The sequence below is a fragment of the Streptosporangium sp. NPDC000239 genome, assembly GCF_040300765.1.
Lineage (GTDB): Bacteria > Actinomycetota > Actinomycetes > Streptosporangiales > Streptosporangiaceae > Streptosporangium.
Genome location: NZ_JBEPEI010000004.1, coordinates 36,529 through 52,106, shown reverse-complemented (window position 1 = coordinate 52,106; position 15,578 = coordinate 36,529). Strand labels below are relative to the sequence as shown.

Below are 15,578 nucleotides of genomic sequence, written 5' to 3'. Positions count from 1 at the left end.
TCCGATCGGCACCTGGCCATGATTGTGGGATGAATTCCCTCAGGACCGTTGTCGCGGTTGTCATGGCCGGGGCGTTTCTCACCTCCTGTGGTTCGGCGCCGACCTCCTCCGCGCAGGTGAAGAGCAGTGCGACGGCCACGCCGACGGGAGGCGCCGGCGGCGAAGGCCTTTATCCCTCCGGTTTCGATCCCGGTGCCTACACGCCGCCGGACGACTGGCAGGAGGCCTGCAAAAAGAACTACACCGCTTTCGCCGTCCCTCTGCTCGCCGGATGGAACGCGATCCGGGGACTTGTCGAGAATTCGGAGTATTCCTCCTACCACTCCGGATCACTCAAGGTGATCCACGAAATGCTCACCGAGCCCGCGCAGCAGAAGGTGCTGAAAGCCTGCCTGCGGGCCGATCCGGTGGTCGGGGGCCGGTTCGAGAACGGTGTGGCGGTCCTCGGGGAGGTCGTGGACATCGTCTGCCGGGGGGAGGAGGCGCGGTCGTGCGGGAGGTGGGAGCTGACGGCGGACGAGCGGGTCGTGCTGGGCAGGAGCATCCCGCAGGTGCTCGCCGCGCTCCCCCCGAAACGCCAGGAGGGAAGCGCGAACGTCTCCGGGCAGAGCTGAGGCGACCGGGACCGCCGGTGCGCCCCGATCGGGTTCCGTCGCCCGGAAGATTCGTCGCCGCACTTGGAAATAGAACCCCTGGGGGGTATGTTGATGCCACACGACGACATACCCCCCGTGGGTAACGAGAGGAGAGGGCAATGTGCACTGCGTGTGCGTGCGGCACCCAGAACGGCGACTCCGCGCAGGCGGTGACCGGTGGCGCCGGGGCGGCTGAGGCGAACGTCTACACGGTCAGCGGCATGACCTGCGGCCACTGCGTCTCGTCGGTCTCCGCCGAGATCGGCAAGGTCGGCGGCGTGACCGACGTCCGGGTCGACCTGTCCAGTGGCGCGGTCACCGTCAGCGGAGCGGGCTTCTCCGACGAGGAGATCCGTGTGGCGGTCGAGCAGGCGGGTTACACGCTGGCCACCGCCTCGCCCGCCGGCGCCGCCTAGGCGATGCCCCCTGGGGGTAGCGAACACGACCTGTGGGCGGTGCCGTACAGGGGGCGGCGTTCTCCCGGAAACAAGGTGCCGCCCAGGAACAGGCCACCCAAGGACAGGAACCAGAACAAGCTGCCCGACAACAGGTGGTGGGCGTGCATTGGCGTGCACGCCCACCGCGGGGCCGGTCGAGTCGAATCACACCCAATCCCCACCCCCATCCTGCCTCGTCGGCAGGAATGCGAGAAATCAGGAGTGCGGCATGAATGCCGTCAATCCACGCAGGTGGCAGGCACTCGTCGTGCTCGCCGCCGCGCAGTTCATGGTCATCATGGACACCTCGATCATCGGTGTCGCCCTGCCCGACATGCAGCGCGACCTCGGCTTCTCCCCGGGCGGTCTGCAGTGGGTCTTCAACGCCTACGTGATCGCGTTCGGCGGCCTGCTGCTTCTCGGCGGGCGGCTGTCCGACCTGCTCGGCGCCCGTAAGGTCTTCACCACCGGCTGGGTCATCCTGATCGCCGGATCGGTCGTCGCCGCGGCGGCGAGCACCGCCTGGGTCGAGATCCTCGGCCGTGGCATCCAGGGAGTCGGCGGAGCGCTCATCGCCCCCGCCTCGATGACCCTGCTCATGATGCTCTTCGGGCACAACCCCCGTGAGCTGGGAAAGGCCATGGCCCTGTACGGCGCGGCCGCCCCGGCGGGAGGCACCGCGGGGGTGTTCCTCGGCGGCGTCATCACCGAGTACCTGAGCTGGCCGTGGGTCTTCATCGTCTATGTGCCCATCGGCCTGGCCACCCTGGCGGCCGTGCCCGCGCTACTTCCCTCCGTCCGGGGCAGGCGCGGTTCGGTCGACGTGCTGGGCGCGGTCTCCGTGACCGCGGGAATCGCCCTGGCGGTCTACGCCATCGTGCGGGCCCCTGAGCAGGGCTGGACCTCGGCGGCGACGGTGCTTGAGTTCGCCGGAGCGCTCGCGCTGCTGGCGCTGTTCCTGGTGGTCCAGCGCACCGTTCGCGAACCCCTCATGCCGCTCGCCGTCTGGCGCACCCCGGGCCTGGCCACCGCGAACCTCGCGATGACGCTGCTCGGCGCGGCCTGGATCCCGATGTGGTACTTCCTCAACCTCTACCTCCAGCAGGTCCTCGGCTACGGCGCGTTCCCCAGTGGCGCCGCGCTGCTGCCGATGACCGTCGCGATCATGATCTTCATGATCGGCATCACCGCCCGGCTGCTCGGCCGGTTCGGCGCCAAGCCGCTCATCGTCATCGGCCTCGCGGTCATGGCGGCGGGTGTCGGAGGCCTGTCCCTCGCCCGGCCGGACGGCGTGTTCGCCGTGGACGTCCTGCCCGCCTCCCTGATCGCGGCCGTGGGCATGTCCCTGGCGTACATCCCGGCGATGATGTCGGCCATGTCAGGGGTGGGACCGCAGGAGAGCGGACTGGCCTCGGGCATCGTCAACACCACCTACCAGATCGGTTCGGCGATCGGCCTGGCGGCCATGACCGCGATCGCCACCTCCCGGCCGGTCGAACCGGGTGACCTCGCCGGTCTCACCGACGGTTTCCAGGGTGCCTTCGTCGGCGCGGGAACGGTGGCCGTCGTGGGAGCCGTCCTCGCCCTGCTGCTCATCCGCAGACCGAAGCGGGCGGCCGAGAGCACGGGTGGGGAAACAGATGGGGAAAAGGAGACGGCCCACGCGTGAGACGGTTTCGGGGGTCCGCTTCGGCGGGCCCCCGGATCGTCGGTTCAGCCGTGGACCGGTATTCCAGTGGATGATCCGGCATGTCAGGCCATATGCGGTAGAAGTAAGAAGCATGACCGCAGAACATTCGCCCGTGAGACTCGTGAAGCTCGGAGCGAGCGTCCGGATCGGGGTGCTGTTCGGGGCGGTTTTCGGGGCGGCGACCTCTCTGGTCAACGCGACCTCCAACCACTACGCGGACCTCGAAAGCCGGGTCGCCACGACCAGTGGGGCGTCGGCCATCGAGATCGTGAGCGTGATGATCGACTCCGGCTGGGCCTGGGCGGGGTTGGCGGTCGCCATGGGATGGCTGATGGCCCGCACCATGGGGGGTGACCCAGGGGAGAGGACTTCCAGGCCGCTCGTCCGGGGGGCCGTCGCCGGGGCCGTGGCGCTGCTCGCGGCCACGGCGGCCTACGCCTTCGTGGACACCGTCTGGAGAGGCGAACCGCTGCTCTCCTGGTATCTCTCCGAATCGCCCATATGGTGGGTGGCCGGTGTCGTCCTCGGGGCGCCCCTGGGGGCCGTGGGCGCCTGTGCCGTACGGCCGGGAGCGATCGGTCTTCTCGCGAGGATGGTCGTGCCGGTCGGCGCGGCCGTACAGATGGTCGTGCTTCCTCCGGGCAGGAACGAACGGATCACGACCATCGGTCAGACGGTCGTGTGGACGCTCGCCGCCCTGTTCGTCGGCTTCGTCGGCGCCCGCTTCCTCAGCGGACGCCGTTCCGCACCACCGGTCCCGGAGCCCGAGTGAACACCGAGGGCGTCACCGCCCCAGCAGGTCGGGCTGGTCGATCGTCCACAGCCACGTGCCGTCACTCTGACGACGGGCCACCTCGACGGTGACACCGCCGTCGGGCAGGAGCACAGAGGTGAGCGCCAGGTCGCCGTTGCGCAGTGCGGGCAGCCTCCGTCCGGGGGTGAAGACGGGCCGGTCGCCGACCAGCCGTGTGTAGGCCTGGCGGATCTCGTCGGCCCCCCGGGCGAGCAGGCCGCCGGGCAGCGCCAGCACCGCGTCCGGCTCGTAGAGCGCCACCAGCCCCTCGACGTCGCCCGCGTTGAGGCGCTCCACGACGAACCGGCTGAGATCCTCCGGTTGGACGGCACGCTCTCGGACATCGTCAACGCTCATCGCCCATGCTCCCCTCGAACGCGGCATGTCGCCTCGGACGACAGGGATCATGCCAGGGAGGTCCGACAGAACCGGGACTCAGCGAAGGAACTCCAGGAGCACCGGGGTGATGGCCTCGGGGGCGGGACCGTGGCCCTGGCCGGGAAGGACGCGGCGGGTCGCGTTGGGCAGGGCCGCGGCCACCGCGTCGGCGGCCTCGGGAAGGCCGGGGAAGGTCTGGTCACCGGAGTAGACCACCGTCGGCACGGTGACCGAGGACCAGCGACCGGCCCAGTCGGGGTCGACGTTGATCTCGTGGACGCCGGCGAGGTCGTAGACGAGCGTCGGGGCGACGGAGACCATCTCCGCCCAGCCGGGAGACTGGGCCATCCCGTCGACGACCTCGGCCGGAACCCCGATGACCGAGGTCAGGTTGTAACGCATCGCCTCGTCGTTCTCGCCCTTGGCCAGCAGGGCGCGTAGCGCGGCCAGGTGCTCGGTGTGGTCGGCACCGGCGAACAGCGGCGGTTCGTAGAGCGCCAGTGCGGTGACGCCGATCCCGGCCTCCGCGGCGGCCAGGGCCACGGTGGCCCCTGAGGAACTGCTGTAGAGGGTGGCGGTCCCTCCGACGGCCTTGACCAGCGCGGCGAGATCCTCGACCTCGCGCTCAAGCGCCCACGGCGCGGTGTCGCCGGAGCGCCCACGGCCGCGCCGGTCGTAGTCGACGGCGGTGAAGCCCTCGGCGGCGAGCAGTCGCGCGACCTGGCCGGTGTTGTGGTCGATGGCACGGTGCTGGGTGGCGCCGCCGACGAAGACGACGGCGGGTCCGTCACCGTATCGGTCGTAGTCGACGACCGTGCCGTCCTGGGAGATGACTGTGCTCAAGATCCTGTCTCGATTCGTGAGGTCGGGTGAGGGACGCGTGGGCGCGCCACCGTCGCGGCCAAGGGTAGGGAGGGGGACCGACACTTTCGGTCCCTCCTTCGGCGATCAGGTCGACATCCGGGCGTTTCCACCTGGTGAAGGCGCCAACGGAGTGGGGGTAAGTCCGATTTGAGGGCACATGTAACATGCGTCTCGCCTGACCGATTCAGCACCAGTCCGAGCGAGGAGCGGCTGTGCGAGACATCACCGTGTTCAGCGGAAGCGCCCACCCTGAACTGGCGGAGGAGATCTGCTCCCACCTGGGGACACCGCTGCATCCGGTAAGGATCAAACGGTTCGCCAACGACTGTCTTGAGGTGCAGTTGCAGGCCAACTGCCGGGAACGGGACGTGTTCCTGATCCAGCCGCTCGTCCCGCCGGTTCAGGAGAACCTGGTCGAGCTGCTGCTGATGCTGGACGCCGCGCGAGGGGCGTCGGCGGCCAGGACGACCGTGGTGATGCCGCACTTCTCCTACGCGCGCTCCGACAAGAAGGACGCCCCGCGCATCTCGATCGGGGCGCGGCTGGTCGCCGACATCCTGGCGACCGCGGGCGCCGACCGGGTGCTCACCATGACCCTGCACTCCCCGCAGGTGCACGGCTTCTTCAGCGTGCCGGTCGACCACCTGCACGCCCTGCGCGAGCTGGCCGCCCATTTCCGGCAGTACGACCTGTCCAACACCGTCGTCGTCTCTCCCGACCTGGGCAACGCCAAGGAGGCCGCGGCCTTCGCCCGGCTGCTGGGCACCGAGGTCGCGATGGGGGCCAAACAGCGCTTCAGCGACGACCGGGTCACGATCGGCTCGGTGATCGGCGACGTCACCGGCAAGGACGTCATCGTCCTGGACGACGAGATCGCCAAGGGCACGACCGTGATCGAACTGCTCGACCGGCTCCGCGAGCGGGACGTCAGGTCGGTGCGGATCGCCTGCACCCACGGGGTGTTCGCCGCAGGGGCCCTCGACAGGCTGGGGGAGCAGCCGGACGTCGAGGAGATCGTCTGCACCAACACCGTCCCGCTTCCCGATCTCAAGCCGGACTCCAAGCTCCGCGTCCTGTCGATCGCCCCCGTGCTCGCCGAGGCCATGCGCCGCATCCACGACGGCGAGTCGGTCAGCGCCCTGTTCGACGCCTCCTGAAACCCGGCACCGCCGTACGGGAAATCCGCCGTACGGAAATGCGCCGTACGGGAAAGGTGTCTTTCCCGTACGGGGAACCACTTCGAGAATGCGGTCTTTCCGATTTCCGGGCTTCTCAAAAACGGTGTTCACGAAGGGGCCGGAAAACAGAAAGCCCACGAAGGGCTCCATGGTCGTCTCCAGGTCGCAGATTGGCGCCGAAGTGCGTTCTTGTGTCCTTCCTCCCGGCATTCCAGGATGAGGTCGTGTAGCTCATCCGGCATACCAGAAGAGGCGACAGTGACACAGACCGTGGAAATTCCGGGATATGTGGCGGGGACGTGGACGATAGATCCGGCCCATTCCGAGGTCGGTTTCGTCGTACGGCACCTGCTGATCAGCAAGGTGCGCGGGCGGTTCACCGCGTTCGAGGGGCGGATCGTCACCGGGGCCGACCCGCTGGAGTCGAGCGTCACCGCGCGGGTCGACCTGGCCTCGGTGGACACCGGAAACCCGCAGCGGGACGACCACCTGCGCTCGGCGGACTTCCTGGAGATCGACAGGTATCCGACCCTGACCTACCACGCCGACGCGTTGCGGCGTGAGGGGGAGGAGTTCGTCCTGGACGGCGAACTCACACTCAAGGGGGTCACCCGCCCGGTCCCGCTGAGGGTCGAGATCAACGGCTTCGGCCCCGACCCCTATCTTCCGGACCCCAGGGCCGGTGCCCGGGTCGGTTTCTCGGCGCGCGGCGAGATCGACCGCACGGATTTCGGGGTCAGTTTCAACAGCCCCATTCCCGGCGGTGAGGGACTGACACTGGGGGAGAAGGTGCAGATCTTCCTGGAGATCCAGGCGGCGCTCGTCGTGTGAGAGGGGATCACCCGCCGAGCGCGTCCCACAGGGTGGCGAACTCCTCCTCGGTCAGCGGGTTCAGGCCGAAGTCGTCGGGATAGAGCGGGCCCTCGGCCAGGAAACCGTGTTCGTCGGAGATGTGCCGCCACGAGTACCGGCGGGCGACGCCGTCGGCGCCGAGTTCGGCGTGCCTGACGGGCCAGTACTCGCCGCCGTCGTCGATGACGGCCTCGAACAGCCACACGTGGCCGTCGCCGTCCCTGCCGTACCAGTACCAGTGCCGCCGGTCGCTCTCGTCGAGCGCCCGGATCGCCGCCCTGCGTGGTTCCTGGGACATCGCGCTCCTTTGCGTAATGTGAAATACGCTACTTTCCGTTATGTTGCGTGTTCTTGGTCCGCTCCAGGCGGAGGTCAACGGTCGTCCTGCGGACCTGGGCGCCTTCCGGCAGCGGGCCGTACTGGCCCGGCTGGTCGCCGCGGGCGGCCACGTGGTCTCGACAGATCGTTTCATCGACGACCTCTGGCGTGGACAACCCCCGCCCAAGGCGCTGGCCGCGCTCCAGGTGTACGTGTCCAACCTGCGGCGGACCCTCGAACCCGACCGGCGGCCCCGTACCCCCGCGACCGTGCTGGTCAGCGCCGCGCCCGGCTACCGGCTGCGGCTCGACCCCGAACTGGTCGACGCCTGGGCCTTCGCCGCGACGGTCGAGGAGGCCGCCGCGGCGCTCGCCGGGGACGGGGCGGCGCGGGCGCTCGACCTGCTGGACCGGGCGCTGGCGCTGTGGCAGGGGCAGGCCTACGCCGAGTTCGCCGACCAGGAATGGGCCGTAGCCGAGGCCGCGCGCCTCGACGACCTGCGGCTGGCCGCCGTCGAACACCGCGCCGAGGCGCTGCTCGCCCTCGGCCGCAACGCCGAGGTACGGCTTGAACAGCACGTCCGCGCCCACCCGCTCAGGGAGAACGCCGTACGGCTGCTCGCCCTGGCCCACTACCGGGCGGGGCGGCAGGCGGACGCGCTGGCCGCGATCAGGAGGGCCCGCGAGACCCTCGCCGAGGAGCTCGGCGTCGATCCCGGCCCCGAACTGCGTGCCCTGGAGAGCGACATCCTCACCCACGCGGCCCGGCTGCGCTCGGCCGTACCGGAACGTCCCCTGCCGTCCCCACGCCCGATGCCGTCCGAGGAACCGGCCGTCGAGATGGTCGGCCGTACGGAGGAGCTGGCCGCGCTCGACGCCGTCGCCGACGGCCGTGGGCCGCGCACGGTCTGGCTGGGCGGGGAGGCGGGCGTGGGCAAGAGCACGCTCGCCAACGCCTTCGCCCGGCGCCTGGCGGGGAGGGGATGGCTGACCGTCACCGGACGGTGCCCGGAGACCGACGGCGGGGCGCCGCCGGCCTGGGCGTGGAGCGAGGCCCTGCGCGCCCTGGCCGCCGTCCGCCCGCCCCAGGAGGACCTCGCCGTACGGCTCACGCCCCTGCTGGCCGACGAGACCCCGGCGACCGGCCGGTTCCGGCTCGCCATGGCGGCCGAGGACTACCTGACGCGCGTCGTGACCGGCGGAACCCGGCTGCTGGTCGTGCTTGAGGACGTCCACCGCGCCGACGCCGAGACACTGCGCCTGCTGCGCCACCTGGCCGTACGGCTCGCGACCGTGGAGATCATGGTGCTGGCCACCTACCGGAGCGCCGAGACGACCGACGACCTTGAGGCGACCTGGGCCGCCCTGGCCGGGCGGGAGACCCACCGGCTCGCCCTGGGCGGCCTGGACGTCGCGGACGTGGCCACACTGCTGCGGGAACGCTCGGGACACGACGTCGATCCGGAGACCGTCCGCGCGGTCGCCGAACGGACCGGGGGCAACCCGCTCTTCGTCTCCGAGACGGCCAGGCTGATCAGCACGGACGGCACGGGAGCCGCCCTGGCCCTGCCACCCGGGGTGCGGGACCTGATCAGGCGCAGGATCGCCAGGCTGCCCGCGACCGCGCGGACCACGCTGCGGGACGCGGCGGTCGTCGGCAGGGACGTGGACGTGGACGTGCTGCTCGCGCTCGAAGGGTGCGACGAGGACACCGTGCTCGAAGGGCTTGAGGCGGGCGTCATGACGGGGCTGCTGACCGAGCCGGCCCCCGGGCGGGTGCGCTTCGCCCACGTCCTGGTCCGCGAGACCCTCTACGAGGACACGCCGGGGCTGCGCCGTACCCGGTTGCACGGCAGGGTCCTCGGGGCGCTCGAACGGGCCAGGCCGGGTGACGTCCTGGCCCTGGGACACCACGCGCTGGCCGCCGCGACCCCGGCCACGGCCGGGCGGGCGGTGCCGTACGTGGTGGCGGCGGCGCGGCGGGCGGCGGACCTGCACGCCCACCGGGAGGCGGGGGCCCTCTACCGGGGCGCGCTCGGCCTCGTCGAGGACGACAGGGAACGACTCGACCTGCTGTGCGGCCTGGTGGGCGCCGAGGCGCACGTGGGCGACGTGCTGGCCGCCAGGGCGGACCGGCGGCGGGCCATCGAGGTGGCGCGGCGGCTCGGGACGGGGCTCACCCGGGCGCTGACCGCCTACGACGCCCCGGTGACCTGGTCCATCCAGCCGGCCCGGCGGGTGGACGAGGAGTTCGTCGCCGCCGTCGAGGAGGCCCTGACCGGCGAGAACGACGACGAGACCCGCTGCAGGCTGCTGGCCACGCTCACCTTCGAGCTCGAAGGGCACCGGGAGGAGGAGTGCGAGGTCCACAGCGCCGAGGCGCTGCGCCTGGCCAGGGAGTCGGGCCGCGCCGAACTGGTCTGCCTGGCGCTCAACGCGCGCTACTTCGTCCTGCTGACGCCGCACCGGCGGGCCGAGCTCGAAGCGGTCGGGCGGGAACTGGTCGAGCTCGGCGGGCGCGCCGGGCTGCCCGGATACCGGATGCAGGGCCACCACGCGCTCTTCATGGTGAGCCTGGGCCGCAACGACCTGGCCGCCGCCCGTCACCACGCCGACCGGGCGCTCGAACACTCGACCACCGGCCAGCTGGGGCTGGCGCTGAGCGTGCTGGCGATGCTGGACGCCCTGGTCCTGCTGGTCAGGGGCGACTTCGCCGCCGCCGAGCGCTCCTACACGCGTACGGCGGAGCGGATGGCGGCGGCCGGGGGGCCGCAGGCCCTGGCCGTCGGTGTCTTCGGCCGGTTCGTGACCCGCCTGGCCGGTGGGCTGCCCCAGGACGTCGAGGAGATCAGGGCCGTCTACGAGCTGCTCCCGCCCGACACCTCGGAACTGCTGGTCGCGGCGCTGGCCGCCGAGGGGAGGCACGAGGAGGCCAGGGCGGTCTGGGAGCCGTACTGGCGGGCCAGGCAGGACTACTACTGGCTGATCCGGCTGACGCTGCGGGCCCGTAACGCCGTGACCCTGGGCGATCGGGAGGTCGCCCGGCGGTGTTACGAGGACCTGCTGCCGTGGGACGACGAGCTGGCCGGGCTGTCGTCGGGCTCGGTGACCCTGGGGCCGGTCGCGCATGTCCTCGGGGACCTCGCGGAGCTCCTCGGCGAGGACGGGGCAGGCCATTACGCCAGGGCCGTACGGGTCGCGGAACGGATCGGTTCCCCGCACTGGGCGCGTGAGGCGGCCCGAGCCCTGGCCTCGGCGCGCGAGACCTGAGAGCGCTCAGCCGTCCGCGAGGGGGCCGTAGATCATCCGCCTGCGGCGGCGGTGGCCGCCGCGCAGCAGGGAGAGCAGCACCGTCAGCACGGGACCCGCCATCCTGCGCAGCCGGACCAGCTCCTCGGGCCTGGCGTACTCCTCGATCCTGGGCAGCTCGGTCCTGATGTCACCGCCCTTGCGGACGGCCTTCTCGACCTTCGCCCAGTCGGCGACGGACACGTACTTCATGATGATCGGGAAGAGCAGCCGTTCCTCCTCCTCGATGTGCTCGTCGAGCATGTCGGCGAGCCTGGTGAGCAGGGCCGCGAGGCGGGAGGCGTCCCCGGTCGAGACGGTCGAGGCGAAGGCGGCGGCCTGGCCGACGACCTCCGCGAGCAGCGGGTCGAGTTCCGAGTGGTCGTCGCTCAGGTCCCGAAGGTCGACCTCGGCCCCCGCGGACCGTTCGATGACGGGCCAGAGCACCTCGTCCTCCGACACGTGATGGTGGTGGATGCCCGCGCACAGCCGGGTGACGTAGGCGCCGACGGCCGCCGCGCGGGCCACGTCGGCCGTCTGCCTTCCCTCGGCCAGCTCGGTGGCGAGTACGGCCAGGCGGCGGGTCTCCCCTCGCATGGCGCGATGGGTGATCTGGAAACCCAGTAGTTCGGGGGTCGTCACGGCTCTCTCCTCGGTGGTGTGTCTCGTGGTGAGACCACGATGTGAGAGGCCGCTTATGTGGCACTTGGTGACCACTTGGCGTGGGCGCGGGCCCCGGTCCCGTGATGATCCGGATTGATTTCGCATCACGCCGCCGAGCCGTGTATGGTTACACCTGTCCGCAGCGACGAGGCGAAGAAAAGACGCCAAGTCAGAGCGGGCAGGCCCCTTTAGCTCAGTCGGCAGAGCGTCTCCATGGTAAGGAGAAGGTCTACGGTTCGATTCCGTAAAGGGGCTCGACAGCCTCCAGGCCCTGACCAATCGGTTGGGGCTTTCGGCTTGGGTGGACGTTGAGGCCCACCGCAAGACGCTCAAGGACCCGGCGAGTGGACGGGGCATAACCGGGGAAACCCGGAAGATGGCCCTGACCTGCGCAAGTACGCAGTCAGTCCACAGGTCGGGTATCCTTGCGGGGGCCGTCACTCAGATGGCTCCAAGGCGGAGTAGCTCAGTCAGGCAGAGCAAACGGCTCATAATCGTTGTGTCGCCGGTTCAAGTCCGGCCTCCGCTACTACCCTCCCGGTCTCCCTTACGGGGCACCGGTGCGGGTTGTCCCAGTCCCGAACGTAGAAAGGCACTCCCAAGTGGCTGCCACCGACGTTAGGCCGAAGATCACGCTGGCCTGCCAGGAGTGCAAGCACCGCAACTACATCACGCGGAAGAACCGGCGCAACGACCCGGATCGGCTTGAGCTGAAGAAGTACTGCCCCAACTGCAAGACGCACCGGGCGCACCGCGAGACCCGCTAGTTCTCGCGAGGACTCCCGCATCTCTTCGGGAGACGGCTGCCTCGGTAGCACCCGCAAACTCAACGCGAACCGGCGTCCTCTTCGAGAGGGCGCCGGTTTGTCGCGTTCGCACAGCTTTCCTGCCCGGGTGTTGACCATGACCGACAGCCGCGCGGAGGCCGGGGAGGGCTACGGTTTCCTGGTGGCCGTACCGGCGGCCCCCAACCAGCTCGATATCCGTAAAGGAGCACGATGGCTCTGAACCGCGATTTCGTCGGGCGGGCGTCCACGCCCTCTCCGCCCTACGAGGTCAGCCGTGTGAAGATCAGGGAGTTCGCGGCGGCGATCGGGGACGACAACCCGGTCTACCGGGACGCCGAGGCCGCGCGGGCCGTCGGTCACCCGGACGTGATCGCCCCTCCGACCTTCCCCATCGTGTTCAGCCTGGCGGGCGGCTCGATCCTGGCCGACCCGGAGCTGGGGCTCAACTTCGCCATGGTCGTCCACGGTGAGCAGCGTTTCGAGTACCAGCGGCCGATCCACGCCGGCGACGAGCTGGTCACCGTCTCGACGGTGACCGACATCCGCAGCGTGGGCCGCAACGAGCTCATCACCGTCAGGAGCGACGTCTCCACGGTCGAGGGCGAGCCTGTCTGCACGACCTACAACACCATCGTCGAGCGCGGAGGGGCGGGCTGATGGCCGCGACGGTCAAGTACGACGACGTCGAGACGGGGCAGGAGATCCCCGCGGTCGACTACCCGGTCCGCCGCGTCAACCTGGTGATGTACGCCGGGGCCTCCGGCGACTTCAACCCCATCCACTGGAACGAGCGCTTCGCCAAGGCCGTCGGCCTGCCCGACGTCATCGCGCACGGCATGTTCACCATGGCCCAGGGCGGCCGGTTCGTCACCGACTGGGCGGGCGACCCCGGTGCCGTCGTCGACTACGGCGTGCGCTTCTCCTCCATGGTGGTCGTCCCGGACGACGAGCAGGGGGCGGTCATCACGGTCAGCGGCCTCATCGAGCAGAAGCTTGAGGACAAGCGCGTGGTGGTCGCGCTGACCGCCCGTTCCGCCGACTCCAGGGTGCTCTCCAAGGCCCGCGCGGTGGTCCAGCTGGCCTGACGGTACGGCCTCCCCGGGCCCCGGGGTCCGGGGGTGGAGTGTCGTGCCCGGCGGGATTTGTTTCGCCTGATTTCTCCTTCCGTGCGTGGGTAGCGTCCTGGAATGAGCGAAGTACCACCTCACGTGACCGCTCTCGCCGAGCGGTGGGTCAGGGCCAGGACCGGTGACGATCTCGCGGGGGCGGAGACGCTGCGCGGGGAGATCGAGGCCGAGGGCTGGCTCGTCCGCGCGCTCGGCGAGGGTTTCGACCTGGTTCCCCGGCCGTCTTTCGAGGTGTGGCCGACGGTCAGCGCCGTACCAGTACCCGAAAAGCCGATAAATCCGGAGAATGCCGAGGGATCGGTAAAAGCGGGCCGGGTGACCGGCACCGTACCGCTTGAGGAGGGCACCTCGGAGGCCGAGCGGGTGCGGGAGGCCGCGGCACCCGGCGCCCGCCCGGAACGGCTCGGTGACCTGGAGGCCGAACGGGTCGCCGGGACCGAGGCAGCTCCCGCCCAGGAGCCCGAGGGCGTCGAACTCACCGGCAGAGCCGGGAAGAACCGTGGGCCGGGGAACGCCTCCGGAGCCGGCGGCCGCGACAGGACCGGGGAGGACCGCGGGGACCCCGAGCGGATGATCGAATCCCAGCTGCTGTGGGACGCCAGCCTGTCGGTCTCCCGGCTGGACGAGGAGGTCACCCCGGTCGAGCCCGAGGAGCCGGTCGCGCCGCCGAGCGTGACGGTCGCGCTCGTGGTGGACGGCTGGCCGGAGGACCTGCTTGAGTGCGTCAGGGCCGTGGTCGCCCGCACCGAGGCCAGGATCATCGCCCTCGACCTGGGCAACGTCGACGGGGCAGGCGAGGTCCTTGAGGAACTGGTCAAGGAGTACCCCCACCGGGTCGAGGCCTGGCACGTGGCCGAGATCGCGCACTGGCGGGGAGGCACGGCGGGGTGGGGCGAGAGCCGTACGAAACTGCTGAAGCTCGACGGCGCGGACGTGCACGTGGTGATGGAGACCTCCACCATCCTGGACGGCGACGCGATCACCCCCCTGATCAAGGTGCTTGAGGACGACGTGGTCGCGGCAGGCTGGAAGGGCGTCGACCCGGGGGAGGACGGCCACGACTGGCACGAGGCGGGGCCCGGGGAGGTCAAGGGGGTGCTCGGCCACCTGTTCGCCGTACGCCGCGACGCCGCGCTCGCGGCGGGCGGTTTCTCCCGGGACGCGCGTTACTACCGCAACGCCGACCTGGAGTTCTCCCTGCTGCTGCCCGGCACGGTCGTCGCCCTCGACCGGGACCTGCCCGTCCACCAGGAACGGCACCGCGGCTACCACGACGTCGACCCGGCCTACCGGGACAGGGAGTCGCGCAGGACCTACGACCGGGTGCTCGGCCTGCTCCGCTCCACATAGCGGCTCCCCGTAGGCTGGTCGCCGGATTGTCGCACCGGGCGTGGGGAAGCGCATGACTGAGCGGGTCGCAGGGGTACGGCTGGCGCCGTACACGACGTTGGGGCTGGGCGGGGCCGCGAGGGCGTTCGCCGAGGCCGGGTCGGCGGAGGAGATCGTCGAGCTGGTCGCGGCGGCGGACGCGGCGGGGGAGCCGGTGCTCGTGCTCGGCGGCGGCAGCAACCTGGTGGTGGCCGACGAGGGCTTCGACGGCCTGGTGGTGCGGGTGGCGTCCAGGGGCGTGCGGACCGAGACCGAGGGCGGGAGGGTCCGGGTCACCGCGCAGGCGGGGGAGGACTGGGACGCCCTGGTCGCCCTGACCGTCGCCGAGGGGTGGTCCGGGGTGGAGTGCCTGTCCGGCATCCCCGGGCTGGTCGGCTCGACGCCGATCCAGAACGTCGGCGCCTACGGGCAGGACGTGTCACAGACGATCACCGGGGTGCGGGTCTACGACCGCGGGACGGGCGAGGTCAGGGACATGGACGCGGCGGAGTGCGGCTTCGCCTACCGCGACAGCGCGTTCAAGGAGGAACTCGGCAGGCACGTCGTGCTCTCGGTCACCTACGAGCTGGCCGCCGACGACCTGTCCGGGCCGGTTGCCTACAAGGAACTGGCCCTCAGGCTGGGCGTCGAGCTGGGGGAGCGGGTGCCGCTCGGGCGGGCCCGTGAGGCCGTGCTCGCCCTGCGCGCGGGCAAGGGCATGGTGCTCGACCCGGCGGACCCGGACACCCACAGCGCGGGCTCGTTCTTCACCAACCCGGTCCTCAGTGCGGCCGAGGCGGCCGAACTCGACCTGCGCGTGCCCGGTTTCCCCCGCTGGGACATGCCCGGGGGCTCCGTCAAGGTCCCCGCGGCCTGGCTGATCGAGAACGCGGGCTTCCCCAAGGGCTACCGGCGCGGCCCGGCGCGCATCTCGACCAAGCACACCCTGGCCATGACCAACCCCGAGCTTTCCGCGACCACCGAGGAGCTGCTCGACCTGGCCCGCGAGGTGCGTGACGGCGTGCTGGAGAAGTTCGGGGTCACGCTGGTCAACGAGCCCGTGATGGTCGGAACCGGCCTGTGAGGGCATTTGCGGGCGCCTGTTATCGTGGACCGGTAACACCCGAGGGGGAGTAGTCCCAATCGCGTGATCGACATACTGGCGCCACGGCGCCCGGTCGCGCGGGCCTTGAGGCGGAG

16 protein-coding genes and 2 tRNA genes are annotated in these 15,578 nt (G+C 70.6%); 14 read left to right on the top strand and 4 right to left on the bottom strand.

Features of this window, described 5'->3' with window-relative positions:
- Positions 1 to 29: 29 nt before the first annotated feature.
- The 4 genes from ABT340_RS12355 (at position 30) to ABT340_RS12340 (ending at position 3,534) form a co-directional block, all read left to right on the top strand.
- On the top strand, positions 30 to 614 hold the full coding sequence (locus ABT340_RS12355) for a hypothetical protein (RefSeq protein ID WP_352010792.1): 585 nt from the start codon (positions 30 to 32) through the stop codon (positions 612 to 614).
- Between the two features lie 140 nt (positions 615 to 754).
- Positions 755 to 1,051 carry a heavy-metal-associated domain-containing protein gene (locus ABT340_RS12350; protein WP_352010791.1) on the top strand — a complete coding sequence of 99 codons (297 nt, stop codon included), beginning with the start codon at positions 755 to 757 and terminating at the stop codon, positions 1,049 to 1,051.
- 250 nt (positions 1,052 to 1,301) lie between these two features.
- A complete protein-coding gene (locus ABT340_RS12345; RefSeq protein WP_352010790.1) occupies positions 1,302 to 2,741 on the top strand; it encodes an MFS transporter in 1,440 nt (479 codons plus the stop codon).
- Between the two features lie 133 nt (positions 2,742 to 2,874).
- Positions 2,875 to 3,534, top strand: a complete 660-nt coding sequence (locus ABT340_RS12340; RefSeq protein WP_352010789.1) for a hypothetical protein — start codon at positions 2,875 to 2,877, stop codon at positions 3,532 to 3,534.
- A gap of 12 nt (positions 3,535 to 3,546) precedes the next feature.
- Here the strand turns inward: ABT340_RS12340 and ABT340_RS12335 are convergent, their stop codons facing one another.
- On the bottom strand, positions 3,547 to 3,912 hold the full coding sequence (locus ABT340_RS12335) for a YybH family protein (protein ID WP_352010788.1): 366 nt from the start codon (positions 3,910 to 3,912) through the stop codon (positions 3,547 to 3,549).
- A gap of 78 nt (positions 3,913 to 3,990) precedes the next feature.
- Positions 3,991 to 4,776, bottom strand: a complete 786-nt coding sequence (locus tag ABT340_RS12330) for an alpha/beta fold hydrolase (RefSeq protein WP_352010787.1) — start codon at positions 4,774 to 4,776, stop codon at positions 3,991 to 3,993.
- Between the two features lie 233 nt (positions 4,777 to 5,009).
- Here ABT340_RS12330 and ABT340_RS12325 point away from each other — a divergent pair, with 233 nt between their 5' ends.
- Both ABT340_RS12325 and ABT340_RS12320 read left to right on the top strand, forming a co-directional pair.
- Positions 5,010 to 5,954, top strand: coding sequence for a ribose-phosphate diphosphokinase (locus tag ABT340_RS12325; protein ID WP_352010786.1), 945 nt, complete (start codon positions 5,010 to 5,012; stop codon positions 5,952 to 5,954).
- 279 nt (positions 5,955 to 6,233) lie between these two features.
- Entirely contained in the window at positions 6,234 to 6,806 is a 573-nt protein-coding gene (locus ABT340_RS12320; protein ID WP_352010785.1) for a YceI family protein, read from the top strand.
- Positions 6,807 to 6,813: 7 nt separating this feature from the next.
- On the opposite strand, the gene ABT340_RS12315 is transcribed toward ABT340_RS12320, so the two are convergent.
- Positions 6,814 to 7,125, bottom strand: coding sequence for a hypothetical protein (locus ABT340_RS12315; protein WP_352010784.1), 312 nt, complete (start codon positions 7,123 to 7,125; stop codon positions 6,814 to 6,816).
- A 40-nt stretch (positions 7,126 to 7,165) separates the two neighbouring features.
- On the opposite strand from ABT340_RS12315, the gene ABT340_RS12310 reads away from it, so the two are divergent.
- Entirely contained in the window at positions 7,166 to 10,414 is a 3,249-nt protein-coding gene (locus ABT340_RS12310; protein WP_352010783.1) for an ATP-binding protein, read from the top strand.
- 6 nt (positions 10,415 to 10,420) lie between these two features.
- On the opposite strand, the gene ABT340_RS12305 is transcribed toward ABT340_RS12310, so the two are convergent.
- Positions 10,421 to 11,074, bottom strand: coding sequence for a hemerythrin domain-containing protein (locus tag ABT340_RS12305; RefSeq protein WP_352010782.1), 654 nt, complete (start codon positions 11,072 to 11,074; stop codon positions 10,421 to 10,423).
- 203 nt (positions 11,075 to 11,277) lie between these two features.
- On the opposite strand from ABT340_RS12305, the gene ABT340_RS12300 reads away from it, so the two are divergent.
- The 7 genes from ABT340_RS12300 (at position 11,278) to ABT340_RS12270 (ending at position 15,462) form a co-directional block, all read left to right on the top strand.
- Positions 11,278 to 11,350, top strand: a tRNA-Thr gene (locus ABT340_RS12300).
- A gap of 200 nt (positions 11,351 to 11,550) precedes the next feature.
- A tRNA-Met gene (locus tag ABT340_RS12295) sits at positions 11,551 to 11,624 on the top strand.
- Between the two features lie 73 nt (positions 11,625 to 11,697).
- Positions 11,698 to 11,862: a 50S ribosomal protein L33 gene (rpmG, locus tag ABT340_RS12290; protein ID WP_036325591.1), complete on the top strand. Its 165-nt coding sequence runs from the start codon at positions 11,698 to 11,700 to the stop codon at positions 11,860 to 11,862.
- A 231-nt stretch (positions 11,863 to 12,093) separates the two neighbouring features.
- Complete coding sequence (locus ABT340_RS12285) at positions 12,094 to 12,540, top strand: MaoC family dehydratase N-terminal domain-containing protein (protein WP_352010781.1); 447 nt, start codon at positions 12,094 to 12,096, stop codon at positions 12,538 to 12,540.
- Positions 12,540 to 12,968: a MaoC family dehydratase gene (locus ABT340_RS12280; protein ID WP_352010780.1), complete on the top strand. Its 429-nt coding sequence runs from the start codon at positions 12,540 to 12,542 to the stop codon at positions 12,966 to 12,968. The genes ABT340_RS12285 and ABT340_RS12280 overlap by 1 nt, the downstream gene beginning before the upstream one ends.
- A gap of 102 nt (positions 12,969 to 13,070) precedes the next feature.
- A complete protein-coding gene (locus ABT340_RS12275; RefSeq protein ID WP_352010779.1) occupies positions 13,071 to 14,360 on the top strand; it encodes a glycosyltransferase family 2 protein in 1,290 nt (429 codons plus the stop codon).
- 52 nt (positions 14,361 to 14,412) lie between these two features.
- On the top strand, positions 14,413 to 15,462 hold the full coding sequence (locus ABT340_RS12270) for a UDP-N-acetylmuramate dehydrogenase (protein ID WP_352010778.1): 1,050 nt from the start codon (positions 14,413 to 14,415) through the stop codon (positions 15,460 to 15,462).
- Positions 15,463 to 15,578 lie beyond the last annotated feature (116 nt).

Coding starts and splice junctions, on each gene's coding strand:
- ABT340_RS12345 (WP_352010790.1), top strand. CDS start 1,302: ATGAATGCCGTCAATCCACGCAGGTGGCAGGCACTCGTCGTGCTCGCC.
- ABT340_RS12350 (WP_352010791.1), top strand. CDS start 755: ATGTGCACTGCGTGTGCGTGCGGCACCCAGAACGGCGACTCCGCGCAG.
- ABT340_RS12335 (WP_352010788.1), bottom strand. CDS start 3,912: ATGAGCGTTGACGATGTCCGAGAGCGTGCCGTCCAACCGGAGGATCTC.
- ABT340_RS12355 (WP_352010792.1), top strand. CDS start 30: ATGAATTCCCTCAGGACCGTTGTCGCGGTTGTCATGGCCGGGGCGTTT.
- ABT340_RS12315 (WP_352010784.1), bottom strand. CDS start 7,125: ATGTCCCAGGAACCACGCAGGGCGGCGATCCGGGCGCTCGACGAGAGC.
- ABT340_RS12310 (WP_352010783.1), top strand. CDS start 7,166: ATGTTGCGTGTTCTTGGTCCGCTCCAGGCGGAGGTCAACGGTCGTCCT.
- ABT340_RS12275 (WP_352010779.1), top strand. CDS start 13,071: ATGAGCGAAGTACCACCTCACGTGACCGCTCTCGCCGAGCGGTGGGTC.
- ABT340_RS12285 (WP_352010781.1), top strand. CDS start 12,094: ATGGCTCTGAACCGCGATTTCGTCGGGCGGGCGTCCACGCCCTCTCCG.
- ABT340_RS12280 (WP_352010780.1), top strand. CDS start 12,540: ATGGCCGCGACGGTCAAGTACGACGACGTCGAGACGGGGCAGGAGATC.
- ABT340_RS12270 (WP_352010778.1), top strand. CDS start 14,413: ATGACTGAGCGGGTCGCAGGGGTACGGCTGGCGCCGTACACGACGTTG.